Genomic DNA, 22397 nt, shown 5'->3' on the forward strand with positions numbered 1-22397 from the left:
AAGATCGCAGAGAACGACTACGGATCCCTCGGCGACACCTCCACCCTCGCCGAACCCGAAGTCGTCGACGACCTCATCGAGAACAGGATGAACCGCTAGCGGCGGCAGCGCGCCCGGTCTTCCGCCGGGCGCGCGTCTTTACCCGACCTTAACCAGGTCGACAGAATTCGGCCTGGACGCTGGATTATCAATGGTACTCTTCGGCGCTTCTTAATGTTCTTGCCGGAGCGCTCACCATGCATCTGCCCGTCATGCCCTATCACCTCGCCCCGATCGCAACAGGCCATCCGCTGAGCCCGCCGCCCGACCGCTGCCCGCCAATGATCGCCCCGCGCGCCCCCGACGAAAGCGGCGCATCCGGTCTTGGCGACCGCCGCGGACAGCCGCCCAGCCTTCCGACCGATCCCGAGGCCCTTCTCGACAATCCCGCAGACATCGTCGCGCCGCCTTCCCTGATGCAGCTGCGGATCATGTCGCTTCTGGATAGAGGCGCGGGATTGCGTCCACGCGGCGACACACCAGAGGACACCGCGCAAAGACCCGCCGGCTGACCCGCCGCCCGGACGCGACAAGACGGCTTGTTCCTCGGCGCGGCGCGCTCTATCTGCCCTGTGCAATTCGCCCGGAACCCTCCGGGCCGCGTCGCTTTTCTCTTGAGTCCGCTTGGCCTATAAGCGACGCAGCGTTACAGGACATACTGCCGCAGGCGGCAGGAGCATGCGTTGAGGACGGTATGAGCAAGAACACCCACGATTCCGACGTCGCCTTCATTCAGGCGCTGGCAGAGCTTCTGCGCGAGAACGACCTGACCGAATTGCAGGTCAAACGGGAATACGCGGATAATGACAGCCTGAACGTGCGTGTGAGCCGCATGCAGCCACAGGCGCAACCTCAGCAAATGCACGTGCCCGCCGCTCCAGCCCCTGCCGCCGCATCCGCCCCGGCGCAAGGCTCCGCTCCTGCCGCGCAAGAAGCGCCGGAAGATCCCGCAGCGCATCCCGGCGCCGTGCTCTCGCCCATGGTCGGCACGGTCTACCTGCAGCCCGAGCCCGGCGCGGGCGCCTTCATCAAGGTGGGCGATGCGGTCTCCGAAGGCGACACGCTCCTCATCGTCGAGGCGATGAAGACCATGAACCATATCCCCGCGCCCGCCTCGGGCACCGTCAAGCGCATCCTCGTCGAGGATGGCGCGCCCGTGGAATACGGCGCTCCGCTCGTTATCGTCGAGTGAGAGGCATCCCATGTTCGACAAGATCCTGATCGCCAACAGAGGCGAGATCGCGCTTCGCGTCATCCGCGCCTGCCGCGAGATGGGCATCGCATCGGTCGCCGTGCACTCGACCGCCGATGCGGACGCGATGCATGTCCGCATGGCCGACGAGACCATCTGCATCGGCCCGGCCTCCTCGACCGACAGCTACCTGTCCTTCCCGGCGATCATCTCGGCCTGTGAGGTCACCGGCGCACAGGCGATCCATCCCGGCTACGGCTTCCTGTCGGAGAATGCGCGTTTCGTGCAGATCGTGGAGGATCACGGGCTGACCTTCATCGGCCCGAAGGCCGAGCATATCCGCGTCATGGGCGACAAGATCACCGCCAAGGAGACGATGAAGAACCTCGGCGTGCCTTGCGTTCCCGGCTCCGAAGGCGGCGTGCCCGATCTCGAAACCGCGCAGAAGCTCGGCGAGGAGATGGGATACCCGGTCATCATCAAGGCCACCGCCGGCGGCGGCGGGCGCGGCATGAAGGTCGCCAATTCAGCCGCCGAGATGGAGCGCGCCTTCCAGACCGCGCGGTCCGAGGGCAAGGCCGCTTTCGGCAACGACGAAGTCTATATCGAGAAATATCTCACCACCCCGCGCCATATCGAGATCCAGGTCTTCGGTGACGGCAAGGGCAACGCGGTGCATCTCGGAGAGCGGGATTGCTCGCTCCAGCGGCGCCATCAGAAGGTGCTCGAAGAGGCGCCCGGCCCCATCATCACCGAGGAAGAGCGCGCGCGGATCGGCAAGATCTGCGCCGATGCGGTGGCCGAGATCGGCTATGCCGGCGCGGGCACCATCGAGTTCCTTTACGAGAACGGCGAGTTCTACTTCATCGAGATGAACACCCGTTTGCAGGTGGAACACCCTGTGACCGAGGCGATCTTCGGCGTGGACCTCGTGCGCGAACAGATTCGCGTCGCCGCGGGCCAGCCCTTGTCCTTCTCTCAGGACGACCTGACCATCCAGGGTCACGCCATCGAAGCGCGGATCAACGCCGAGAAGCTGCCGAATTTCGCGCCCTCGCCCGGCAAGATCACGCAGTATCACGCGCCGGGCGGCCTCGGGGTGCGGATGGATAGCGCACTCTATCAGGGCTACAAGATCCCGCCCTATTACGACAGCCTGATCGGCAAGCTCATCGTGCATGGCCGCGACCGTGAGGAAGCGCTCGCGCGTCTCGACCGGGCGCTCGGCGAGCTGATCGTGGACGGTGTCGATACGACGATCCCGCTCTTCCGGATGCTGCTCGAGAACGAGGACGTTCGGCGCGGCGATTACAACATTCACTGGCTCGAACACTGGCTCGAAGCCACGTTCGGGCAGGCGTGAGTGTCTCCCCTGAGCTGATTCTACAGGCGTACCGCGTCGGGGTATTCCCGATGGCGGAAAGCCGGGACGACCCTGATATCTTCTGGGTCGACCCGAAGCTGCGCGGCATCTTCCCGCTGGACGGTTTCCACATCTCGCGGAGCCTCCGCCGGGTCATCCGGCAGGACCGGTTCGACGTGACCCTTGACCGTGACTTTTCGGGGGTCATGACCGGCTGTGCGGATCGCGACGAGACCTGGATCAACGAGGAGATCACGCGGGTCTACGAGGCGCTGCATGCTTCTGGCGATGCCCATTCCCTCGAGGTCTGGCGCGGTGACGCTCTTGTGGGCGGGGTCTACGGCGTCGTGATCGGGGGGGCATTCTGCGGCGAGAGCATGTTCTCGCGCGAGCGTGACGCGTCGAAAGTGGCGCTGGCCTGGCTGGTCGATCACTTGCGGCGGACGGGCTTCGTGCTCTTTGACACGCAATTTCTGACCCATCACCTCGCCTCGCTCGGCGCGGTGGAGATTCCCCGCGCCGAGTATCACAAGCGGCTGCGCGCGGCTTTGCAGCTAAATCCCGATTTCCTTTCCCTGCCGCTGGCAGGCTCGGGTCACGAGGTGGTGCAGCGCAGCACCCAGACGTCGTAGCGCGGGTGATCCATCGGGTTGAGCGCCGGGGCAGAGGCGATCATCCAGCCTGAAAACACCGGATCCGCCACACCGACCTCACGAACCGTCAGGTAGGCATAGGCATCGCGCGCCGGATCACCTGCAGGATAGCGGCAATCCTCTAGTACGACCTCGATCCGCCCGGACGCTTGGGTCGCTCCCGCGGATACCGTAATGTCCTCGGTTGTGCCGTTCAGCTTGTCGAGCGTCCGGAGCACCGCCCCGCTCCCGGATTCCGCCTCTTGCCCAAGCGCCGGTGCCGCGGCGAGGATGAGCGCGGCCGCGAGCCTCAATTGCCGCGTCACTCCGGGCTCCACGCCTCGTAATCGGAGCGTTCGGCCGGTTGGGCCTGACGGATCGAGCCTTTCGGGGCATAGGCCAGCGCCGTGCCCGTCAGGTTTTCGATATGCGGCTTTTCCCACGATTTATGCGGCAACGGATTGTCGGTGGGCGGCTCCTTGTACGTGTGGTGGAGCCAGCCGTGCCAGTTCGGGTCGATGCGGGTGGCTTCGGCCTCACCGTTGTAGATCACCCAACGCCGCTTGCCGTCGCGGGTCTGGTAGAACACGTTGCCCTGCGCGTCCTCGCCCACCTTCACGCCGTGACGCCAGGTCCAGAGCTGGGTGTTGAGCGTTTGGCCGTTCCACCAGGTCACGGCGCGCAGAAGGGTATTCATGATCCCCATGGAAGGAACCTCATTGCATGGCTTCGGGGCCGGGTATGCACCATCCCCCGCCATGCGTCCAGTGATCGGCTGACGCAGGTCACGACAATGCGCGGCAAAAGGCCCGCAGGAGCCTGAAAAACGACAAGGGCTCGCCCTCGAATGACTATGGCGACAGCTTGCGCTCTGCTATCGTGGCGCGAAACGAGGCCATGAGCAGAGCCATGAAAGATATCGCGATCGCCACAACCTGCCTCGGCGTGCAGGTGCCGCATTCCCCATTTCTGAACGAAACCCGGATCGAGCGGATCGCCGCCGCGCGCTACGAGGGCGATGAGATCAAGGGAGCGCTGCACGTGGTGCGACCCGAGGATCGCATCGTCGAAATGGGTGCCGGGATCGGGGTCGTCGGCGCGGTCGCCGCGCATCAGGGCAAGCCGGAACGCGTGGTCTCTTTCGAGGCGAACCCTGCCCTCATCGAGCATATCGAGGCGCTCTATGCGCTGAACGGGCTCGAAGATCGGATCTGCGTGCGCAATTGCGTCGTGCTGTCCGATCCAGACGCACCCGAAACCGTCACCTTCCACGTTCACGCCTCCTATCTCGGCTCGTCGCTGATCGAACCCGAAGCGCGCCGCTCCACGGCGGTGGAGGTGCCTTCGACCAGGTGGGAGAGCGTCCGCGAAGAGATCGCGCCGACGATCCTGATCTGCGACATCGAAGGCGGCGAGCTCGACTTCCTGCGCCACGCCGACCTGTCCGGCCTGCGCGCCGTCGTCATGGAATTCCATCCCGGCGCCTATGGCCGCGAAGGCATGCGCGAATGCAAGCGCATCCTCGAGACGGCTGGCTTTGCCAAGGTCGAAGAGGTCTCGACCCGGCTTGTCTGGACCGCGACCCGCGAGGTCTGAGATGGACGGAACGGGCATCACGCAGGACAAGCCGCGGCCCGATGGCGGCTGGTCGCACGAGATCGAGGACGTGCCGGGCGCATTGGTCGTGCCGCCCACCGAGAGCGCCTTCCGGCAGGCCGCGGGTGTTTTGCGCGCCGACGGATCCCATTGCGAGACAGGTGCGTTCTGGCGGAACCACCGCCCGCTGACACTGACGCCCGACGCGCCCGCCGGCGAGGTGGAGACGCTTGAGGGACGCTGGCTCTGGGCCGGGGTGCTCTGGGTGCATTTCGGGCATTTCCTCGTGGAAAGCACGGGGCGTCTCTGGGGCCTCGACGCGTCACAACAGGAATTCGACGGCATCCTCTACATCCCGAAGCGCCCCGCCCGCGGCGAAGAGATCGCCGGCTGGCAGCGCGCTTTCTGGGGGCTTGCGGGGATCGACCTGCCCGTCCATGTCGCCACCGCCCCGACGCGGGTCGAAACCCTCGTCGTGCCCGGCCAGGGCTTCGGGCTCGGCGAGATCATCAGCGGGACGCCAGCCTTCCGATCCTTCATGACGCGTTTTGCCGAGGATATCGCGCCCGACGGTCCGGAGCGGCTGTATATCTCGCGCTCGAAGCTGGGGCTCTCCAAGGGTGGTCTTATCGGCGAAGAGCGCCTCGAACACGAGCTTGCCGCGCAGGGCTACGAGATTTTCCATCCGCAGGATCACGACCTGCCGACGCAGATCGCGCGTTACAAGGCCGCGAAGCAGATCCTGGCAGCGGAAGGCTCGGCCTTGCATCTTTTCGGCTTCGTGGGCCGCTCCGATCAGAAAGTTGCCATGGTCCTGCGCCGCCAATCGGGCGCGACGGACATGATCGCCGAGCATCTCCGCAGCTTCTGCGGGATCGAGACGGTTCAGATCGAGACATTGCAGCGCATCTTGAAGAAGAAGGGCGGCTACAAGAAGCGCCACGACCTTGGCGTGATTCACATGGAGCAGCTGCGCCAAGCGCTCGTCGCCAACGGTTTCATCGAGGACACAGCGCCATGGAAAACGCTCCGGTGGGGCGATGTGCGGCGCGTGATCGGCGACAAATACGAGCCGAGAAAGCGCTAGAGCCGCTCAGGCGAACAAAAAAGGCGGCCCCATCGGGCCGCCTTTTCCTTATCTGATCTCTGGCTTGCTCAGCTCGCCGAGGTGGCTTCCTTCTTCTGATCGGCGTAGATCATCAGGGGTTTCGCCTCGGAGGTCACGGCCTCCTCGTTGACGACGACCTCGACCACCTCGTCCATGCCCGGCAATTCGAACATCGTGTCCAGCAGGATGTCTTCGAGGATGGAGCGCAGGCCGCGCGCACCCGTCTTGCGGGCGATGGCTTTCAGCGCGATGGCCTTCAGCGCATCGTCGGTGAAGGTCAGGACCGTGTCCTCGATCTCGAACAGGCGCTGGTACTGCTTCACGAGCGCGTTCTTCGGCTGCGTCAGGATCGTGACCAGCGCGTCCTCGTCGAGATCCTCGAGCGTCGCCAGAACCGGAAGCCGGCCGACGAATTCCGGGATCAGCCCGAATTTCAGAAGGTCCTCTGGTTCGAGATCCTGGAAGATCTCGCCGACATTGCGATCCTCGACACCGCGCACATCCGCACCGAAGCCCATGGCCGAGCCCTTGCCGCGCTGCGCGATGATCTTGTCGAGCCCGGCGAACGCACCACCGCAGATGAACAGGATGTTGGTGGTGTCCACCTGCAGGAATTCCTGCTGCGGATGCTTGCGCCCGCCCTGCGGCGGAACCGAGGCGACGGTGCCTTCCATCAGCTTCAGAAGCGCCTGCTGCACGCCCTCGCCCGACACGTCGCGCGTGATCGACGGGTTCTCGGACTTGCGGGTGATCTTGTCGACCTCGTCGATATAGACGATGCCGCGCTGCGCCCGCTCCACGTTGTATTCGGAGGATTGCAGCAGCTTGAGGATGATGTTCTCCACATCCTCGCCCACGTATCCGGCTTCGGTCAGAGTTGTGGCATCGGCCATCGTGAAGGGCACATCGAGAATGCGCGCCAGCGTCTGCGCGAGCAGCGTCTTGCCGCAGCCCGTAGGGCCGATCAGCAGGATGTTCGACTTGTTCAACTCGATATCCGAGCTCTTGGCCGAATGATTCAGACGCTTGTAGTGGTTGTGCACCGCCACCGAGAGAACGCGCTTGGCCTTGATCTGGCCGATCACGTAATCGTCGAGGATCTGGCAGATCTCCATCGGGGTGGGCACGCCATCCGTGGATTTCAGGCCGGTGCCTTTCGTCTCTTCGCGGATGATGTCCATGCACAGCTCGACGCATTCGTCGCAGATGAACACCGTCGGACCGGCGATGAGCTTGCGGACCTCGTGCTGGCTCTTGCCGCAGAAGCTGCAATAGAGGGTATTCTTGCTGTCGCCGCCGTTATTCGTCGCCATCACAAACCTTTCTCGGCCGTTTTGAGCTTGGGGCGGTGGCGCTTGTGCCTCTCGGCCACCCCGTTTCGCCAAGTCCCGGAAGATTAGGATAGCCTTGCCGGGCCTACAATCGCAAATTCGTCGCGGGGGCCCAGGATAGCCCCCCGCCGTTAAGCGGAGATTAAGACTTGGCGTCTTCCAGCGCCGCGCGGCTCTGAACGATCTCGTCGATCAGGCCCCATTCCTTCGCGGATCCGGGCGACATGAAGTTGTCGCGCTCGAGCGCCTTTTCCACCGTCTCGTAATCCTGGCCGGTATGGTGGACGTAGATCTCGTTCAGACGCTTTTTCAGCTTCAGCGTCTCTTCGGCGTGGATCATGATATCCGTCGCCTGGCCCTGGTAGCCGCCTGACGGCTGGTGCACCATGACGCGGCTGTTGGGCAGCGAGAAGCGCATGTCCTTCTCACCTGCGGTCAGCAGGAGCGAGCCCATCGAGGCCGCCTGGCCGATCACCAGCGTGGACACCGCCGGCTTGATGTACTGCATCGTGTCGTAGATCGACAGCCCCGAGGTAACGACCCCGCCCGGGCTGTTGATATACATGGAGATCTCCTTGTTCGGGTTCTCCGCCTCGAGGTGCAGAAGCTGCGCCACGATCAGGCTCGACATACCGTCATGCACCGGCCCCGAGAGGAAGATGATCCGTTCCTTCAGAAGGCGAGAGAAGATGTCATAGGCCCGCTCCCCGCGGCTGGTCTGTTCGACCACCATGGGAACGAGTGTGTTCATGTATGTCTCGAAAGGATCGGTCATCGCGCCTGCCTCGGTCGGTGTTGGGAAATCCGGTCGGAAAACCTTGGTCGCAAGAGTCTTAGTGGTCGCCTCGGGGGGCTGCAAGGGGACGGCTTTGTCGAATTGTCGATGTCGCAGCCTTGGCGCGTTGAAGCTTCCCGCCCCGCCCCTACCCTTCCCGGCAGACAAGCCAGGAGCCAGAAATGACGACGCAGACGGCACTCGCCGCCTTCCCGCCGAGCCGCGAGGATGGCCTCGCACGCCTGAAAGACTTCGTGCCGCAGGCAGGCCGCGACTATGCGACACGGCGGAACTTCGACCTCGGGCAAGGCGCGCATGACAACGTCTCCTGCCTCTCGCCCTACTTGCGACACCGGCTCGTGACCGAGGAAGAAGTCCTGAACGCCGTCCTTTCGAAGCATTCGCGCAGCGAAGCCGAAAAGTTCATTCAGGAGGTTTTCTGGCGCACCTATTTCAAGGGCTGGCTCGAGATGCGACCGCCGGTCTGGGGTGGATACTGGTCGGAGCTGACCTTTGCCTGGGATCAGGTGCAGACGCAGTCGGGCCTGCGCCGCGCCTGGGAAGAGGCCTGCCGCGGCGAGACGGGCATCGAGTGTTTCGACGCCTGGGCGCATGAGCTTGTCGAGACCGGCTACCTGCACAATCACGCCCGGATGTGGTTCGCCTCGATCTGGATCTTCACGCTGAACCTGCCCTGGGCCCTCGGCGCGGATTTCTTCCTGCGTCATCTCTGCGACGGCGATCCGGCGTCCAATACGCTCGGCTGGCGCTGGGTCGCGGGGCTGCAGACGCCGGGCAAGACCTATCTTGCCCGTGCCTCCAACATTCGCAAATACACCGAAGACCGCTTTCATCCCAAATGGCAGCTGGCCGGTGAGGCCCCCGCGGTCAACGGATCGGAGAACCCGGCGCCGATGGCCGCGCCAGATGGTGACAGGCTCGATCCTGCAAGCCCTTGTGTCTTCCTTTTGCACGAGGACGACCTCTCGCCCGGCTGGCTGTTCGATCTCGGCCTTGAGCCGGAGGCCAGCGCGACGCTCGATACGACCGGGCGAATGAGCATGCTGACCCCCGCCGAACATGTGAGCGCCTTCAAGAGCCGCGCTATCGCTGATGCCGTCGCGCGACATGAAGATCGGCTCGGCCCGGTGACATCTGGCCTTTCGGACGCGAAAGCGATCGTCGACTGGGCCCGCGACCACGGCGCGTCGCGCATCGTGACGTCCTATGCGCCGGTCGGCCCGACAGCCGATCTCTTGCGCGAGATCGAAGGCATCGAGGTTGTCCGCCCGCTCCGCGCTTTCGATGCCCGCGCATGGCCTTACGCTACGAAGGGGTTCTTCAAGTTCAAGGACAAGATCCCGGAACTCTTGGGCGAGTTGCGGGGGCTTCGCGTCGCCTGAGAGCGCCGTTCGGCAAGGGTTTCCGGATGGAACACCTCCAGCTTCCCGACTGCGCCCAAAATAAGATGTCTTCTAATTAGATGTATTACCGATGCGGTCCGGCTTGAAATCGGTTAGACTCTTGGCGTGACGCACGGCGTACCTTAGGTCACCTTCGTGCGATGCGCCCGAGGCAAGGCCGGCAGAGGCCAAGGATTGCGACGATGGAACCCGAACAAGACGTGATGGACGCAAGCGATGGCGACATCGCCCAGATGCGCGAAAGCGCGGGCGAAGCGGCACGTTTTCTCAAGGCGATCGGCCATGAGGGGCGGCTCATGCTACTCTGTCATCTCGTCGAGGGCGAGAAAAGCGTGACCGAGCTCGAACATCTTCTCGGCTCGCGGCAGGCGGCGGTGAGCCAGCAGCTTGCGCGGCTGCGCGCGGAGAACCTCGTTGCGCCGCGCCGCGATGGGAAGACGATCTATTACCGGCTCGCGGACCGCAAGGTGCAGACCATGCTGGACTGCGTGCACGGGCTGTTCTGCAAGACGCATACCTGACGCCCCGGCCGCTTCGGCCTTTTCATCCGAGCCGCCCTGAGGCAGAGCGGGCGCGCAGCCGATACGGATCCGTCCCATGCGCGTCACTCTCGTCATCTTCACGATCTGGCTCGCCGGCCTCGGCGGCGCGGGGCAATATGCCAAGCTCGCGGCCGGGTTCGGTGCACTGAGCGAGGCTTATCCCGGCGCGGGTGCGGCACTCGGTTTCGCAGTGTCGCTGCTGAGTTTCCTCGGACTTCTCTTCGGCCTCTATGCCGGGCGGCTGGTGGCACGGTTCGGAGCCAAGCGCGCCCTGATCGGAGGTCTTGTCCTCGGCGCGGCCATGTCGGGGATCGAGGCGCTTTTGCCGGCTTTGCCGATCTTCCTTGCCGCACGCCTGATCGAAGGACTGTCGCACCTCGCGATCGTGGTCGCCGCGCCGACTCTGATCGCGGAGACCGCGCCCGAGCGGATGCGTCCGGCGGCGATGACGCTCTGGAGCACGTTTTTCAGCGTCGCTTTCGCGCTCGCGGCCTTCGCTGGACCTGCAGTCATCGAGGCATACGGGCTGAGCGGCCTTCTCTTCGGTCACGCCGCCTATCTTCTGGCGATGGCGGCTATCCTCGCGCCGGTTCTGCCCCGCCCCGAAAGATCCGAGCCCGCAGGCGAAAGCGATGGCATCCTCCGGCGTCACGTCCGGCTCTATGGCAATCCGTGGCTTTCGGCTCCGGGCTGGGGATGGCTGTTCTACACGTTCACCTTCGTCGCGGTGCTGACGCTGCTGCCCGAGGTCGCGCCGGGCGCGCCGCTTTGGCTCGCGACCGCGCTGCCACTCGCCGCGATCATGACGTCGCTCACCCTGGGCGTCGTGCTGCTGTCGCGCTTCAGCGCGGTGCAGATCTCAGTCGCCGGGTTCGGATTATCGGCCATTCTGACGCTTGCCCTGCTCGCCACCGGCGGGGCGACCTGGGCGCTGCTGGGCCTGTTCCTCTGCCTCGGGCTGGTGCAGGCGGCAGGCTTTGCGGCGGTGCCGCAGCTGGCCCATACGGCAAGTGACAGGGCGATGGCCAACGGCGCGATCGCGCAGATGGGGAACCTTGGAAACCTGACCGGCACACCGGTCCTGCTGGCACTGCTGTCGGTCGCGGGGCGCGACGCGGCGCTCCTGACGCTGGTGGCCTGCTACGTTGCAGGGGCGGGCGCCCATGCTGTCCTCGGAGCGCGCCGCGCGGCTCAGGACGCCTCGGCCAGCCGCGCCACGTAACGCGCCAGCGTGTCGATCTCGAGATTGACGCGGTCGCCAAGCTCGGTCGCACCCCAGGTGGTCGCCTCTTTGGTATGCGGAATGAAATTCACCCAGAAATCGCGCCCGTCGACATCGTTCACGGTCAGCGACGTGCCGTTGAGCGCAACCGATCCTTTCGGCGCGATGAAGCGCGCCAGATGTTCAGGTGCGCGGAAGGTGATGCGCGTGCTGTCGCCGTCGTTTTCCATCTTCACGACCTCGGCGACACCGTCGACATGGCCCGAGACGATATGCCCGCCAAGCTCATCGCCGACGCGGAGCGCGCGCTCGAGGTTCACGCGGTAGCCCACGGACCACGCGCCGATATTGGTCTTGGAGACGCTTTCGGCGCTGATCTCCACGTCGAACCAATCGGCCCCGACCGCGATGGCCGTCAGGCACACCCCGTCGCAGGCGATGGAGGCGCCGATCTCGATTGTGCTGGTGTCGTAGCCGGTGGTGAGCCGCGCGCGCAGGTCGCCGCGCTGCTCGAGCTCGCGCACCTCTCCGACATCGGTGATCAATCCGGTGAACATGGCTTTGCGTCCCTTCGCCTTGGCGGCCCAAGCGGACAGGTGCCGCAAGGGGCCATATTTTCGCCCATCTCAAGGGGTAGTAAGGTGCGTCGACACGGCTGGAGATAAACTGCCCCAATGCCTTACGCAACCGGAGACAAGCGGGTCTTCCTCTTTCTGCAGGGCCCGCATGGACCGTTCTTTCATCGCCTCGGCGCGATGCTGCGAAAGACCGGCGCCGAGGTCTGGCGCGTGGGCTTCAATGCGGGCGACCGCGCTTTCTGGTTCCACCCCCGGAGCTACCTGCCCTATCGCGGAACCGCAGAGGACTGGCCGGCCGAGTTCATCGCTCTCGTCGAGGAAAAAGGCGTCACCGACATCGTGCTTTACGGCGATGTCCGCAGCATTCACGCCAATGCCGTCGAGGAGGCGCGGGCGCGCGGCCTGACCGTCCACGTCTTCGAGGAAGGCTACATGCGGCCCTATTGGGTCACTTACGAGCGCGGCGGCTCGAACGGACATTCGCGGCTGATGCAGATGTCGGTCGAGGACATGCAGGCGGCGCTCGCCCTGTCCGACATGGAAGCGCCGCTGCCGCCCGCCCATTGGGGCGACATGCGCCAGCACATTTTCTACGGCGCGCTCTACCATTGGTTCGTGATGTTCCGGAACGGCGATTACCGCAGCTTCCGCCCGCACCGGTCGCTTCCCGTGACCAAGGAATTCCAGCTCTACCTCAAGCGGCTTCTCCTGATGCCGTTCGGATGGGCCGAGCGTGTGCTCGAGACCGCGCGCATCCGCTATGGCGGCTTTCCCTATCACCTTGTCCTGCTGCAACTCGAACACGATTCCAGTTTCCAGCAGCACTCGCCATTCGACACGATGCCGGACTTCCTCAAACTGGTGATCGAAGGCTTCGCCAAGGGCGCGGCGGGACACCACCACCTCGTCTTCAAAGCGCACCCCCTCGAGGATGGCCGCGTGCCGGTACGCCGCACGATCAGGGATCTGGCTCGCGCCCACGGCGTGTCTGACCGCGTGCATTACGTGCGCGGCGGCAAGCTCGCGCAGCTTCTGAACGATGCGCGCACGGCGGTGACGGTGAACTCGACCGCGGCGCAGCAGGTGCTATGGCGCGGCATACCTCTCAAGGTCTTCGGCGAGGCAGTCTATGCCAAGCCGGAATTCGTCTCCACCCAGCCCTTGCCTGAATTCTTCGCGCAGCCGACCCGGCCCGACAACCGCGCCTACAAGGATTACCGGCGATACCTGCTCGAGACGAGCCAGCTTCCGGGCGGCTTTTACTCGGCGCGCGGGCGCCGCCAGCTTCTGCGGCAGGTGGTCGACATGATGCTCTCGCCCGACGACCCCTATGAAGCGCTCTCGCGCGGCACCGCGGCCCCACGGCAACAGTTGCGCGCGGTGACCTGAGACCCCGGACGCTCAACGCTTTCTTTTCCTGACCTTTCTGGCTACGGTTTTCCAAAAAAGCACCGAGGCAGAGAAAAACAGGTCGAGGAGACCGAGCAGTGGCAGCCGTAAAATCCCGGTGGGCGCGGGGCGTCGCCCTTTTAGTCGCGACGTCGATCCTGGCGTCCTGCGGCCTACCTCGCGTGGGCCCGAACAAACGTGAAATCTATGCAGGCTCCGTTCAGCGCGAAGGCGACGCCTTCATCGTGTCGGTCAACGACCGCGTGACGCGGGCAACCGCCCTTGTCCCCTCCTTCGGCTTTACAGAACAATTCCAGAATGCCGGCGTTCTTGGCTCCGACGTGATCTCACCGGGCGACATCCTTGGCCTGACGATCTGGGAGAACGTCGATGATGGCCTTCTCGCGGGGGAAGGCGTGAACGCCACCGCGCTCGAAGAGGTGCAGGTCGACGGCGCGGGCTTCATCTTCGTGCCGTATGCAGGACGGATCCGCGCGGCGGGCAACACGCCGGAGGCTGTCCGCCAAATCATCACCGACCGTCTCTCCGACCAGACCCCGGACCCGCAGGTGCAGGTACGCCGCGTGGCGGGCGACGGCTCCACGGTGACGGTCATCAGCGAAGCGGGCACGTCCGGTGTCTTCGCCATCGAGCGCCCGACGCGGACCTTGTCGGCGATGCTGGCCCAGGCCGGCGGAATCGCCATTCCCCCAGAGATCGCGCAGATCACAGTGCAACGCGGCGGCCATACCGGGAAGATCTGGTTCCAGGATCTCTATGAGAACCCGCACATGGACATTGCGCTCCGCGGCGGCGACAAGATCCTGATTTCCGAAGATACCCGCGCCTTTACCGCGCTCGGCGCGACGGGCAGCCAGGCGCGCGTGCCCTTCGAGACGCAGACCCTGTCGGCAGTCGAGGCGCTGGCGACCGTGGGCGGCCTCGTTGCGACCGCGTCCGATCCGACCGGCGTCTTCATCTTCCGCAACGAGCCTGCCGAGATCGCAAACCAGGTGCTCGGACGCACGGATCTGCAAGGCGCGCAGCGGATGGTTTACGTGCTCGACCTGACGCAGCCGAACGGAATGTTCACCGCGCGCGACTTCGTGGTGAGGGATGACGATACGCTCTATGTCACCGAAGCCCCGTTCGTACAGTGGGACAAGACGATCTCCGCCCTGACCGGCTCGCTGGGCTCGGTCACCGCGATCGGCGATCTTGCGACATCGGTCGACGACCTCGCTACGGGCGGGCTCTGACAGGCATGCCCGGCACAGGGCCGGAACCGAACGCCGGGGGCGAAGGTCCCCGGCGTCTTTGCGTCTACACGCGGAAACTCCGCTTTGACGCCCGGCTGGTCCGCATCCTGACGCTCGCGGGCTGGCAGGTCTCGCTGGGCACACCCCGAGAGGGTGATGCCGTCGGGGTATGGGGCGCCTCGCCCCTTGCCCACCGAGGCGAACGCGTTGCCGAGGCGAAGGACGCGCCGCTCGTTCGGATCGAAGACGCCTTCCTCCGCTCGCTCTTTCCCGGCCGTGCGGGCGAGCCGCCGCTCGGCCTTCTGATCGATACCAGCGGCGCACATTTCGATCCTTCGACGCCATCCGATCTGGAGCGATTGCTGGCGGAGCATCCGCTCGACGACGCGCAGCTTCTGGCGCGAGCCCGCGCCGCGATCGCCCGCATTCGCACGAGCCATCTGACGAAATACGCTGCGACGCGCACCGATCTCGCCCCGCCTGAGCCAGGCTACGTTCTTGTCATCGACCAGACCCGTGGCGATGCCTCGGTGACGGCCTCGGGCGGCGACCGGATGCGGTTTCTCGAAATGCTCTTTCACGCGCGGGAGGCCCATCCCGGCGCCCGCATCCTCATCCGCACTCATCCCGAGACGACAGCAGGCCACAGGCCCGGCCATTTCGAGGAAAGCGACCTTGGGCAAGGACTCGCCTTTCACGACGGGAATATCTCGCCCTGGATGCTCCTAGATGGGGCGGTCGCGGTCTACACCGTGTCGTCGCAGCTGGGCTTCGAGGCGATCCTCGCGGGGCACCGCCCGCATGTCTTCGGCCAGCCCTTCTATGCTGGCTGGGGCCTGACCGAGGACGCCTTTCCAATCGACCGCCGCCAGCGCAAGCTCACCCGCGCACAGCTCTTCGCGGCGGCGATGATCCTCTATCCAGTCTGGTACGACCCCTATCGCGACCGCCGCGCCGACCTCGAAGACGTGATCGCGACGCTCGAGGCCGAGGCGCGCGCCTGGCGCGAGGACCGCACAGGCTGGGTCGCTCGCGGCATGCGGCTCTGGAAGCGAAGCGCGCTGCAAGATTTCTTTGGCGGCACCAAGCGGCTGATCTTCGAGGACAACGCCTCCAAGGCGAGGCAGCGCGCCGAAGCGGAGGGACGCCGCCTCATGGCCTGGGCTGGCAAGACCGAGCCGGACGAAGACATCGTCCGCGTGGAGGACGGGTTCCTGCGTTCGCGCGGGCTTGGCGCGGAGCTGATCCCGCCGCTGTCGCTCGCCCTTGACGATTTGGGGATCTACTACGATCCGCAGCGCCCCTCGCGCCTCGAAACGCTGATTGCCGAGAGCCCGTCCCTGCCCGCCGATGCGCTCGACCGCGCGCGGCGGCTGATCCGGTTTCTCACGCGCGAGGGGCTGTCGAAATACAATCTCGCGGGGGACTTGCCGAAATTGCCGCCGGGCTATCGCATCCTCGTGCCCGGCCAGGTGGAAGACGACGCCTCGATCCTGAGGGGCGCGGACGAGGTCGGCACCAACGCGGAGCTCTTGCGGCGTGCGCGCGCGAGCAATCCGGGCGCAAAGATCCTTTGGAAGCCGCACCCGGACGTCCTGGCGGGCTTGCGGACCGGAGAGGTCAAGAACCCCGAAGCCTATGCGGACCTGACGCTTGGCGGTGTCGATATCGGCGAGGCGCTGAACGCTGTGGACGAGGTCTGGACCATCACATCCCTCACCGGCTTCGAGGCACTTATTCGGGGCTGCCGCGTCGTGACGCTCGGCACGCCTTTCTATGCAGGATGGGGTCTGACGCGCGATCTCGGGCGCGTGCCGGCGCGGCGGCGGGGTGGGCCGGAGATCTCGCTCGAGGGGCTGGTGCACGCAACGCTCATTGCCTATCCGCGCTACCGCGATCCGGTCACGGGCCGCCCCTGCCCGGTCGAAGTCGTGGCGGAGCGGCTCGCGGCGGGCGATCTGCCCAAGATCGGGCCGTTTCATCGCGGGCTGTCGAAACTGCAAGGGTTGTTCGCGAGCCAATCGCGGCTCTGGCGCTAGGAAAACGCGGAAACGCGCGGTTTTCCCGGCGCGGAAACCACCCGGTCAGACCGGCCGCCAGACATGCAGGACATCCGCGCCCACCGCGCGGCTCTCGATCAGCTCGAAACGCGGCGCATCCGCGAGCCGTCCGACGCCAAGCGCGCCGAGCCCTGGACGCCCCTCTGCGCCAAGCACAACGCCTGCGGTGAAGCCGACCAATTCGTCGACGAGCCCCGCACCGAGGAGCGTCGCGGCAAGGGCCCCGCCGCCTTCGCAGAATACGCGGGTCAAGCCGCGCTCCCCGAGCGCCTCCAGCGCCGAAAGCGGATCGATCTGGCGTCCCGCGAGCCGGCACGGCAAGAGCGTCGCACCCAGACCTTCCCATGCCTCGCGGATCTCGGGCCGGATGTCGGGCCCGTGGCAGATCCAGACCGGCGCCTCCTGCGCTGTGCGGGCGAGCTGACCCATCAGCGGCAGATCAAGGAGCCGCGAGACCACCACGCGCACCGGCTGACGACGCGCGCCGAAGCCGCGCACGGTCAGCGCCGGATCGTCCGCCCGCGCGGTGCCCGCACCCACCATGACTGCGTCCGAGCGCGCCCGCGCGCCGTGAACCCAGACCCGTGCCTCGGGGCCTGTGATCCATTGGCTCTCGCCGCTGGCAGTCGCGATGCGTCCATCGAACGAACTGGCAAGCTTCAATGTCACACGGGGCCGGCCGCGCTGAATGCGGGCGAGGAAGCCCGCGTGATCCTCAGCCGCCTCCGCGGCCAGAACGCCGGTCGTCACCTCGATCCCCGCTGCACGAAGCGAAGCGAAGCCTCGACCGGAAACGCGCGGATCGCTGTCAGCGAAGGGAGAGACGACGCGGGCGACCCCGGCCGCGATCAGTGCCTCGGTACAAGGAGGCGTCAGACCGTGATGGGCACAGGGCTCAAGCGTGACATAGGCTGTCGCGCCCCGCGCGGCCTCGCCGGCCCCGCGCAGCGCCTCGGTCTCGGCATGGGGTCGTCCGCCAGCTTGCGTCCAGCCGCGCCCGACGATGCGCCCGTCCCGCACGATCACGCAACCGACGGCCGGGTTGGGCCAGGTCTGCCCCATACACCGGCGGCCCAGGCTCAGGGCATGGGCCATATGGCGCTCGTCTTCCCCGGTCACTTGTCGGGCGGTCTGAGCTCGCTCACGAACTTGTCGAAATCGTCCGCGGCCTGGAAATTCTTGTAGACGCTGGCGAAGCGGACATAGGCCACGGTGTCGATCCGCGCGAGCGCCTCCATGACGATCTCGCCGATCTGCTTGGAGGGAATGTCCGTCTCGCCCATGCTTTCGAGCCGCCGCACGATACCCGATATCATCTGGTCGATGCGTTCGGGCTCCACGGGCCGCTTCTGCATTGCGATCCGGATCGAGCGTTCGAGCTTGTCACGGTCGAAATCCTCGCGCCGCCCGTTGGTCTTGATGACCACCAGATCGCGCAGCTGAACCCGCTCATAGGTCGTGAAACGCCCGCCACAGGCCGGACAGAACCGCCGACGCCTGATCGAGACATGATCCTCGGCAGGCCGCGAATCCTTCACCTGTGTGTCGATATTTCCGCAAAACGGGCAGCGCATGCACCGTCCCCCTTGGTCTTTTCTGCCTCAAAAATGGGGTTGGCCCCCACTTATCCACAGTCACTATAGGAGCTTGGCCATAATTTGGGTAGAGGGGATTTTCACCCCCTATATGGAGGGTTGGTCATGCAACAGATGGGCCGCGACCTGCCGCATATGCGGCGCATCGCGATGCTCGAAGAGATAAATTCCTTGCCAGGTGCCACCCGGCCTTGATGGGAACGGACAGCGAGACGGGCAGCATCGCGGCCTTGATATGCCCCGGCATGTCGTCGGGGCCCTCGTAGGTGTGCGTGAGGTAGGACATCGACGGATCGCTCGTCGGCGGCACGAGCCGCTGCATATAGGCCAGAAGATCGTGACGAACTTCGGGATCGGCATTTTCCTGGATCAGCAAGCTGGCCGATGTGTGGCGAATAAAAAGGGTGAGCAGACCATCGCCTGTCACCCAAGAGGCCACCTCGTCGGTGAACTCGTAGAGGCCCTGCCCGCGCGTCGCGATCGTGAAGGTCGTTTGCATGAGGCGACGTTAGCGAAGCTTGAGCCGGCCCGCCATCACACCTCTGAGACGACGCAGCGCACCTCTGGCAGGTCGCTTTGCCCCCAATTGAAGAGGACGGGCGTGCCATTGTCATGTACTGCGGGCATGGAGGCGACCTGCGCCAATGTCTCGCGGCATTCAGCGAGCTCGTCGGCGGTTACGTCGATTTCGATCACCTCGCGCGTGTCCCGGTCGAGGACATCTGTCGCGCCGAGCGCTGCTGCGGCGATGAAGGTGAAGCCGGCGGCAGCGGCGAGTACGATACGGTTCATGGGACTTTCCCCCGTCTTGCTTGGCGGAAAAACGCCTATCTGCGCCAAAGGTTTCACTTCGGCCGGTGAACGCTACGTCACGAAAACGTCGACAATCCCGCGTGCTCCTTCGAAACCCCCGAGGGTCACGGTGCGTTGTCGCGGGTAATTTCACTGATGAACACAGGAGTTGGATCATGGCCGGAAAGACGATTTTCATCACCGGGGCGTCCTCCGGCATTGGTGCCGAGAGCGCCCGTGCCGCCGTTCAAGCCGGTTGGAACGTGGGGCTTTTCGCGCGTTCCGAGGACAAGATCGCGGAGCTTGCCTCCGAACTGGGCGACAAGGCGATGGCCCTGCCGGGCGATGTGACCGACATGTCCTCGCAGGTGGAGGCTCTGGACAAGCTGGCAGATCAGTTCGGCTCGGTTGATGCGGCCTTTGCCAATGCCGGCACCGGGCTCAGCGCAGCGGGCACCGAGGCGGGCGATCCAGAGGAATGGGAAAAGCTGGTGCAGATCAACATTCTCGGCCTGCTCTGGACGACGAAAGCCGCGATGCCGCACCTGAAGAAAAGCAAGGGCCAGCTGCTTCTGACCGGCTCGGCCGCCGGTCGGCGGCACATCAAGGGGTCCGTCTACGGGGCCTCTAAATGGTTCGTGCATGGATACGGCGGCAACTTGGCCGAGGAGATGCGCGAATTCGGCGGTCGCTGCACGGTGATCGCGCCGGGCATGGTCGACACGCCCTTCTTCGACAGCCCGAAGCCCGACAAGCTGCATCCCGAGGATATCGCTCGCTCCGTGGTTTTCGCGCTCGAGGCCGACCCGAGGGCGAACGTGCAGGAAGTCTTCGTGATGCCGGTCAATTGATGCGGCTCTCGGGCGGGCAGACGATGCCCGCCCGTGTCATCTATTGCTGAACTCTCGGATCGGGTTCGGGCAGGTAGACGGTGCCGGGAGCCTTGAGATCGCTCGCTTGAACGAAGGCTGCAGGCAGCGATGCTGCCGCCAAGGGAAAGCTGACAATCGCGAAAAGCGTGGTGGTCAGGATCAGGGAGGAAAGGCGCATGACGGGTCTCCTGTCTGGATCCCCTCCATATCGTCACCGACGATGCCGCCTGACAGGCCAAGCCGCGCAGAGGCGCTGTGCGCCCAGCGCGGAACGGATCAGCCGAAGAGGCGCGCGCCCTGCTCGTCGATCATCTGCTTGGCCTTGCGAACCGCCGCGTCCATCGCTTCGTCGCGATCGCGGAGCACATCCGCGCGAACGAGGCGATGACTCTTCGTCTCGCCGCCATTCTCCTTCTCGATCCGGGCGGCCAGCCGAAACTGGCCATCCTCGGGGATTGGCTCGGGAATGATGGTGAATCCCTGATAGTCCACCGCGGTCCCTGCAACGGGCGACGCACTGCCCTCGCTCTTGCTGCCACCGCCACCAAAGAGACGTTTCAGGATCGACATTTGCGCATCCTCACTGGTCGAGGAACGACCGCAGCTTGCGTGACCGGCTCGGGTGCTTGAGCTTTCTCAGCGCCTTCGCCTCAATCTGGCGGATCCGTTCGCGTGTCACGCTGAACTGCTGGCCAACCTCTTCGAGCGTGTGGTCGGTGTTCATGCCGATGCCGAAGCGCATCCGCAAAACCCGTTCCTCGCGCGGGGTGAGCGAGGATAGAACCCGCGTCGTGGTTTCCTTGAGGTTGTCCTGGATCGCGGCATCGAGCGGCAGAACCGCGTTCTTGTCCTCGATGAAGTCGCCGAGCTGGCTGTCTTCCTCGTCGCCGATGGGCGTCTCGAGGCTGATCGGCTCCTTGGCGATCTTCATCACCTTACGAACCTTCTCGAGCGGCATCTGCAGCTTCTCGGCCAGCTCTTCAGGCGTCGGCTCGCGGCCGATCTCGTGGAGCATCTGGCGGCCGGTCCGCACGAGCTTGTTGATCGTCTCGATCATGTGGACAGGGATGCGGATCGTGCGCGCCTGGTCCGCGATGGAGCGTGTGATCGCCTGGCGGATCCACCACGTCGCATAGGTCGAGAACTTGTAGCCGCGCCGATACTCGAACTTGTCCACGGCCTTCATCAGGCCGATATTGCCCTCCTGGATGAGGTCCAGGAACTGCAACCCGCGGTTCGTGTATTTCTTGGCGATGGAGATGACGAGCCGCAGGTTCGCCTCGACCATTTCCTTCTTGGCCTGCCGGGCTTCCTTCTCGCCTTTCTGGACCTGCTGAACGATGCGGCGGAACTCGGAAATGTCGAGACCGACATACTGGCCGACCTGCGCCATGTCCGAGCGCAACTCCTCGACCTTGTCGGTGGATTTCTCGATGAAGGTCTGCCAGCCCCGTCCCGGCTTCTCGGACATACGCTCCATCCAGTTCGGATCGAGCTCGTAGCCACGATAGGCGTCGATGAATTCACGGCGGTTGATGCGGGCCTGATCGGCGAGCTTCACCATCGCGCTGTCGATCGACATGATCCGGCGGTTGATGCCGTAAAGCTGGTCGACCAGCGCCTCGATACGGTTGTTGTGCAGATGCAGGCCGTTCACCAGTTCCACGATCTCGGAGCGGAGTTTCTGGTAGGTCGCCTCATCCGTCTCGGAGAAGGAGCCGTCCTCGTTCAGCGTGGCGGAGATGCGGTTGTCCTGCATCGCGGCGAGCTGTTCGTAATCCTGCGCGATCCGGTCGAGGGTCTCGAGGACACGCGGCTTGAGCGCGGCCTCCATCGCGGCGAGCGACATGTTCGCCTGCTCGTCCTCTTCCTCGTCGTCATCGTCGTTGTTGCGGATCGGGTTGCCGTCGGCGTCGAGCTCGGGCTCGTCGGATTTCTTCTCCGGCTTGCGGGCCTCGGAAGCCTGATGCTTCTCGGATGCCAGATCGTCCTGCGCCACGGCGGCGGCCAGCTCCTGGCCGTCCTCGCCCATCTGCCCCGAGAACGTCGTCTCGAGGTCGATCACGTCGCGCAGAAGAATGTCTTCGCTCAGAAGTTCCTCGCGCCAGATCGTGATGGCCTGGAAGGTCAGCGGGCTTTCGCACAGCCCCGCGATCATCGTGTTGCGGCCGGCCTCGATGCGCTTGGCGATGGCGATCTCGCCTTCGCGGGACAGCAGCTCCACCGAGCCCATCTCGCGCAGGTACATCCGCACCGGATCGTCGGTCCGGTCGAGCTTTTCCTGCCCGCCCGAGGACACCGCGACGTCCTTGCCCTTGGAGGCGTCGACGACTTCGGTCGAGGTCGACTTGCCGTCATCCTCGTCCTCGGCCTCTTCATCCTCTTCGGTCACCTGGATGCCCATCTCCGAGAGCATCGACATCACGTCCTCGATCTGGTCCGAAGAGACCTGATCCTGAGGCAACACCTCGTTCAGCTGATCGTAGGTGATGTAGCCGCGTTCCTTCGCCTCGGCGATCATCCGTTTGACCGCGGCCTGGCTCATGTCGAAAGAGACGTCCTCTTCCTGCGTGTCCGGCTTGGCGTCGTCATTGTCTTTGGCGGCCATCAATTGCTCCTTCGAAGCGG

The 22397-nt window shown here is 64.8% G+C and carries 24 protein-coding genes and 1 pseudogene; 13 read left to right on the forward strand and 12 right to left on the reverse strand.

Annotation, left to right across the window (positions count from 1 at the left end):
- Positions 1 to 236: 236 nt before the first annotated feature.
- The 4 genes from BM171_RS02705 to aat all read left to right on the forward strand — a co-directional run bounded on the left by BM171_RS02705 (position 237) and on the right by aat (position 3226).
- A complete protein-coding gene (locus BM171_RS02705; protein ID WP_093009295.1) occupies positions 237 to 551 on the forward strand; it encodes a hypothetical protein in 315 nt (104 codons plus the stop codon).
- Between the two features lie 182 nt (positions 552 to 733).
- The gene (accB, locus tag BM171_RS02710) at positions 734 to 1231 is read left to right on the forward strand and encodes an acetyl-CoA carboxylase biotin carboxyl carrier protein (protein ID WP_093009296.1); all 498 of its coding nucleotides are present in this window, start codon (positions 734 to 736) and stop codon (positions 1229 to 1231) included.
- A gap of 10 nt (positions 1232 to 1241) precedes the next feature.
- Positions 1242 to 2594, forward strand: coding sequence for an acetyl-CoA carboxylase biotin carboxylase subunit (accC, locus tag BM171_RS02715; protein WP_093009297.1), 1353 nt, complete (start codon positions 1242 to 1244; stop codon positions 2592 to 2594).
- A gap of 50 nt (positions 2595 to 2644) precedes the next feature.
- On the forward strand, positions 2645 to 3226 hold the full coding sequence (aat, locus tag BM171_RS02720; RefSeq protein WP_245760169.1) for a leucyl/phenylalanyl-tRNA--protein transferase: 582 nt from the start codon (positions 2645 to 2647) through the stop codon (positions 3224 to 3226).
- Here the strand turns inward: aat and BM171_RS02725 are convergent.
- Entirely contained in the window at positions 3190 to 3552 is a 363-nt protein-coding gene (locus BM171_RS02725; protein ID WP_245760170.1) for a DUF2155 domain-containing protein, read from the reverse strand. The genes aat and BM171_RS02725 overlap by 37 nt on opposite strands.
- Complete coding sequence (locus BM171_RS02730) at positions 3549 to 3932, reverse strand: NADH:ubiquinone oxidoreductase subunit NDUFA12 (RefSeq protein ID WP_093009299.1); 384 nt, start codon at positions 3930 to 3932, stop codon at positions 3549 to 3551. Before BM171_RS02730 ends, BM171_RS02725 begins: the two co-directional genes overlap by 4 nt.
- 203 nt (positions 3933 to 4135) lie before the next feature.
- On the opposite strand from BM171_RS02730, the gene BM171_RS02735 reads away from it, so the two are divergent.
- Positions 4136 to 4822, forward strand: a complete 687-nt coding sequence (locus tag BM171_RS02735; protein WP_245760171.1) for an FkbM family methyltransferase — start codon at positions 4136 to 4138, stop codon at positions 4820 to 4822.
- A gap of 1 nt (position 4823) precedes the next feature.
- Positions 4824 to 5909 carry a glycosyltransferase family 61 protein gene (locus tag BM171_RS02740; RefSeq protein ID WP_245760172.1) on the forward strand — a complete coding sequence of 362 codons (1086 nt, stop codon included), beginning with the start codon at positions 4824 to 4826 and terminating at the stop codon, positions 5907 to 5909.
- 68 nt (positions 5910 to 5977) lie between these two features.
- Here BM171_RS02740 and clpX read toward each other — a convergent pair whose 3' ends face one another.
- Positions 5978 to 7243 (reverse strand): ATP-dependent Clp protease ATP-binding subunit ClpX, encoded by a 1266-nt coding sequence (clpX, locus tag BM171_RS02745; RefSeq protein WP_093009302.1) that lies wholly within the window; start codon positions 7241 to 7243, stop codon positions 5978 to 5980.
- 160 nt (positions 7244 to 7403) lie between these two features.
- Positions 7404 to 8036: an ATP-dependent Clp protease proteolytic subunit gene (locus BM171_RS02750; RefSeq protein ID WP_093009303.1), complete on the reverse strand. Its 633-nt coding sequence runs from the start codon at positions 8034 to 8036 to the stop codon at positions 7404 to 7406.
- Positions 8037 to 8218: 182 nt separating this feature from the next.
- Here BM171_RS02750 and BM171_RS02755 point away from each other — a divergent pair, with 182 nt between their 5' ends.
- From BM171_RS02755 to BM171_RS02765, 3 genes are all read left to right on the forward strand, one after another.
- Positions 8219 to 9439 (forward strand): FAD-binding domain-containing protein, encoded by a 1221-nt coding sequence (locus BM171_RS02755; protein ID WP_093009304.1) that lies wholly within the window; start codon positions 8219 to 8221, stop codon positions 9437 to 9439.
- A gap of 224 nt (positions 9440 to 9663) precedes the next feature.
- On the forward strand, positions 9664 to 9981 hold the full coding sequence (locus BM171_RS02760) for an ArsR/SmtB family transcription factor (RefSeq protein ID WP_425438938.1): 318 nt from the start codon (positions 9664 to 9666) through the stop codon (positions 9979 to 9981).
- Between the two features lie 76 nt (positions 9982 to 10057).
- Positions 10058 to 11224, forward strand: a complete 1167-nt coding sequence (locus tag BM171_RS02765) for an MFS transporter (RefSeq protein ID WP_093009306.1) — start codon at positions 10058 to 10060, stop codon at positions 11222 to 11224.
- Here BM171_RS02765 and BM171_RS02770 read toward each other — a convergent pair.
- On the reverse strand, positions 11194 to 11781 hold the full coding sequence (locus BM171_RS02770; RefSeq protein WP_093009307.1) for a riboflavin synthase: 588 nt from the start codon (positions 11779 to 11781) through the stop codon (positions 11194 to 11196). The two genes, BM171_RS02765 and BM171_RS02770, sit on opposite strands and share 31 nt — an antisense overlap.
- Positions 11782 to 11898: 117 nt before the next feature.
- Here BM171_RS02770 and BM171_RS02775 point away from each other — a divergent pair, with 117 nt between their 5' ends.
- From BM171_RS02775 to BM171_RS02785, 3 genes are all read left to right on the forward strand, one after another.
- On the forward strand, positions 11899 to 13191 hold the full coding sequence (locus BM171_RS02775; RefSeq protein ID WP_245760173.1) for a capsule biosynthesis protein: 1293 nt from the start codon (positions 11899 to 11901) through the stop codon (positions 13189 to 13191).
- Between the two features lie 98 nt (positions 13192 to 13289).
- Positions 13290 to 14450, forward strand: coding sequence for a polysaccharide biosynthesis/export family protein (locus BM171_RS02780; protein ID WP_093009308.1), 1161 nt, complete (start codon positions 13290 to 13292; stop codon positions 14448 to 14450).
- A 5-nt stretch (positions 14451 to 14455) separates the two neighbouring features.
- On the forward strand, positions 14456 to 16489 hold the full coding sequence (locus tag BM171_RS02785) for a capsular polysaccharide biosynthesis protein (protein WP_093009309.1): 2034 nt from the start codon (positions 14456 to 14458) through the stop codon (positions 16487 to 16489).
- A gap of 45 nt (positions 16490 to 16534) precedes the next feature.
- Here the strand turns inward: BM171_RS02785 and ribD are convergent, their stop codons facing one another.
- The 4 genes and pseudogenes from ribD to BM171_RS02805 all read right to left on the reverse strand — a co-directional run bounded on the left by ribD (position 16535) and on the right by BM171_RS02805 (position 18897).
- Positions 16535 to 17629, reverse strand: coding sequence for a bifunctional diaminohydroxyphosphoribosylaminopyrimidine deaminase/5-amino-6-(5-phosphoribosylamino)uracil reductase RibD (ribD, locus tag BM171_RS02790; protein WP_281244600.1), 1095 nt, complete (start codon positions 17627 to 17629; stop codon positions 16535 to 16537).
- On the reverse strand, positions 17626 to 18084 hold the full coding sequence (nrdR, locus tag BM171_RS02795; RefSeq protein WP_093009311.1) for a transcriptional regulator NrdR: 459 nt from the start codon (positions 18082 to 18084) through the stop codon (positions 17626 to 17628). Before nrdR ends, ribD begins: the two co-directional genes overlap by 4 nt.
- Before the next feature lie 108 nt (positions 18085 to 18192).
- Positions 18193 to 18604, reverse strand: a pseudogene (locus BM171_RS02800) (secondary thiamine-phosphate synthase enzyme YjbQ).
- Between the two features lie 35 nt (positions 18605 to 18639).
- Positions 18640 to 18897, reverse strand: a complete 258-nt coding sequence (locus BM171_RS02805; RefSeq protein WP_093009312.1) for a hypothetical protein — start codon at positions 18895 to 18897, stop codon at positions 18640 to 18642.
- Between the two features lie 176 nt (positions 18898 to 19073).
- Here BM171_RS02805 and BM171_RS02810 point away from each other — a divergent pair, with 176 nt between their 5' ends.
- Positions 19074 to 19748: an SDR family oxidoreductase gene (locus BM171_RS02810; protein ID WP_093009313.1), complete on the forward strand. Its 675-nt coding sequence runs from the start codon at positions 19074 to 19076 to the stop codon at positions 19746 to 19748.
- A 40-nt stretch (positions 19749 to 19788) separates the two neighbouring features.
- On the opposite strand, the gene BM171_RS18830 is transcribed toward BM171_RS02810, so the two are convergent.
- The 3 genes from BM171_RS18830 to rpoD form a co-directional block, all read right to left on the reverse strand.
- Positions 19789 to 19947, reverse strand: coding sequence for a hypothetical protein (locus BM171_RS18830; protein ID WP_175497477.1), 159 nt, complete (start codon positions 19945 to 19947; stop codon positions 19789 to 19791).
- A 98-nt stretch (positions 19948 to 20045) separates the two neighbouring features.
- The gene (locus tag BM171_RS02815) at positions 20046 to 20339 is read right to left on the reverse strand and encodes an HlyU family transcriptional regulator (protein WP_093009314.1); all 294 of its coding nucleotides are present in this window, start codon (positions 20337 to 20339) and stop codon (positions 20046 to 20048) included.
- Between the two features lie 10 nt (positions 20340 to 20349).
- Positions 20350 to 22377 carry an RNA polymerase sigma factor RpoD gene (gene rpoD / locus BM171_RS02820; RefSeq protein WP_093009315.1) on the reverse strand — a complete coding sequence of 676 codons (2028 nt, stop codon included), beginning with the start codon at positions 22375 to 22377 and terminating at the stop codon, positions 20350 to 20352.
- Between the last annotated feature and the right edge of the window lie 20 nt (positions 22378 to 22397).

Origin of the sequence: Roseivivax halotolerans (assembly GCF_900115815.1) — a bacterium.
Taxonomy (GTDB): domain Bacteria; phylum Pseudomonadota; class Alphaproteobacteria; order Rhodobacterales; family Rhodobacteraceae; genus Roseivivax; species Roseivivax halotolerans.

What these genes read in the sequence shown, in the direction of transcription:
- BM171_RS02705 (WP_093009295.1), top strand. Translation starts at nt 237, where the DNA reads ATGCATCTGCCCGTCATGCCCTATCACCTCGCCCCGATCGCAACAGGC.
- accB (WP_093009296.1), top strand. Translation starts at nt 734, where the DNA reads ATGAGCAAGAACACCCACGATTCCGACGTCGCCTTCATTCAGGCGCTG.
- accC (WP_093009297.1), top strand. Translation starts at nt 1,242, where the DNA reads ATGTTCGACAAGATCCTGATCGCCAACAGAGGCGAGATCGCGCTTCGC.
- aat (WP_245760169.1), top strand. Translation starts at nt 2,645, where the DNA reads ATGGCGGAAAGCCGGGACGACCCTGATATCTTCTGGGTCGACCCGAAG.
- BM171_RS02730 (WP_093009299.1), bottom strand. Translation starts at nt 3,932, where the DNA reads ATGGGGATCATGAATACCCTTCTGCGCGCCGTGACCTGGTGGAACGGC.
- BM171_RS02735 (WP_245760171.1), top strand. Translation starts at nt 4,136, where the DNA reads ATGAAAGATATCGCGATCGCCACAACCTGCCTCGGCGTGCAGGTGCCG.
- BM171_RS02740 (WP_245760172.1), top strand. Translation starts at nt 4,824, where the DNA reads ATGGACGGAACGGGCATCACGCAGGACAAGCCGCGGCCCGATGGCGGC.
- clpX (WP_093009302.1), bottom strand. Translation starts at nt 7,243, where the DNA reads ATGGCGACGAATAACGGCGGCGACAGCAAGAATACCCTCTATTGCAGC.
- BM171_RS02750 (WP_093009303.1), bottom strand. Translation starts at nt 8,036, where the DNA reads ATGACCGATCCTTTCGAGACATACATGAACACACTCGTTCCCATGGTG.
- BM171_RS02755 (WP_093009304.1), top strand. Translation starts at nt 8,219, where the DNA reads ATGACGACGCAGACGGCACTCGCCGCCTTCCCGCCGAGCCGCGAGGAT.
- BM171_RS02760 (WP_425438938.1), top strand. Translation starts at nt 9,664, where the DNA reads ATGGACGCAAGCGATGGCGACATCGCCCAGATGCGCGAAAGCGCGGGC.
- BM171_RS02765 (WP_093009306.1), top strand. Translation starts at nt 10,058, where the DNA reads ATGCGCGTCACTCTCGTCATCTTCACGATCTGGCTCGCCGGCCTCGGC.
- BM171_RS02770 (WP_093009307.1), bottom strand. Translation starts at nt 11,781, where the DNA reads ATGTTCACCGGATTGATCACCGATGTCGGAGAGGTGCGCGAGCTCGAG.
- BM171_RS02775 (WP_245760173.1), top strand. Translation starts at nt 11,899, where the DNA reads ATGCCTTACGCAACCGGAGACAAGCGGGTCTTCCTCTTTCTGCAGGGC.
- BM171_RS02785 (WP_093009309.1), top strand. Translation starts at nt 14,456, where the DNA reads ATGCCCGGCACAGGGCCGGAACCGAACGCCGGGGGCGAAGGTCCCCGG.
- nrdR (WP_093009311.1), bottom strand. Translation starts at nt 18,084, where the DNA reads ATGCGCTGCCCGTTTTGCGGAAATATCGACACACAGGTGAAGGATTCG.
- BM171_RS02805 (WP_093009312.1), bottom strand. Translation starts at nt 18,897, where the DNA reads ATGAACCGTATCGTACTCGCCGCTGCCGCCGGCTTCACCTTCATCGCC.
- BM171_RS02810 (WP_093009313.1), top strand. Translation starts at nt 19,074, where the DNA reads ATGGCCGGAAAGACGATTTTCATCACCGGGGCGTCCTCCGGCATTGGT.
- BM171_RS18830 (WP_175497477.1), bottom strand. Translation starts at nt 19,947, where the DNA reads ATGCGCCTTTCCTCCCTGATCCTGACCACCACGCTTTTCGCGATTGTC.
- BM171_RS02815 (WP_093009314.1), bottom strand. Translation starts at nt 20,339, where the DNA reads ATGTCGATCCTGAAACGTCTCTTTGGTGGCGGTGGCAGCAAGAGCGAG.
- rpoD (WP_093009315.1), bottom strand. Translation starts at nt 22,377, where the DNA reads ATGGCCGCCAAAGACAATGACGACGCCAAGCCGGACACGCAGGAAGAG.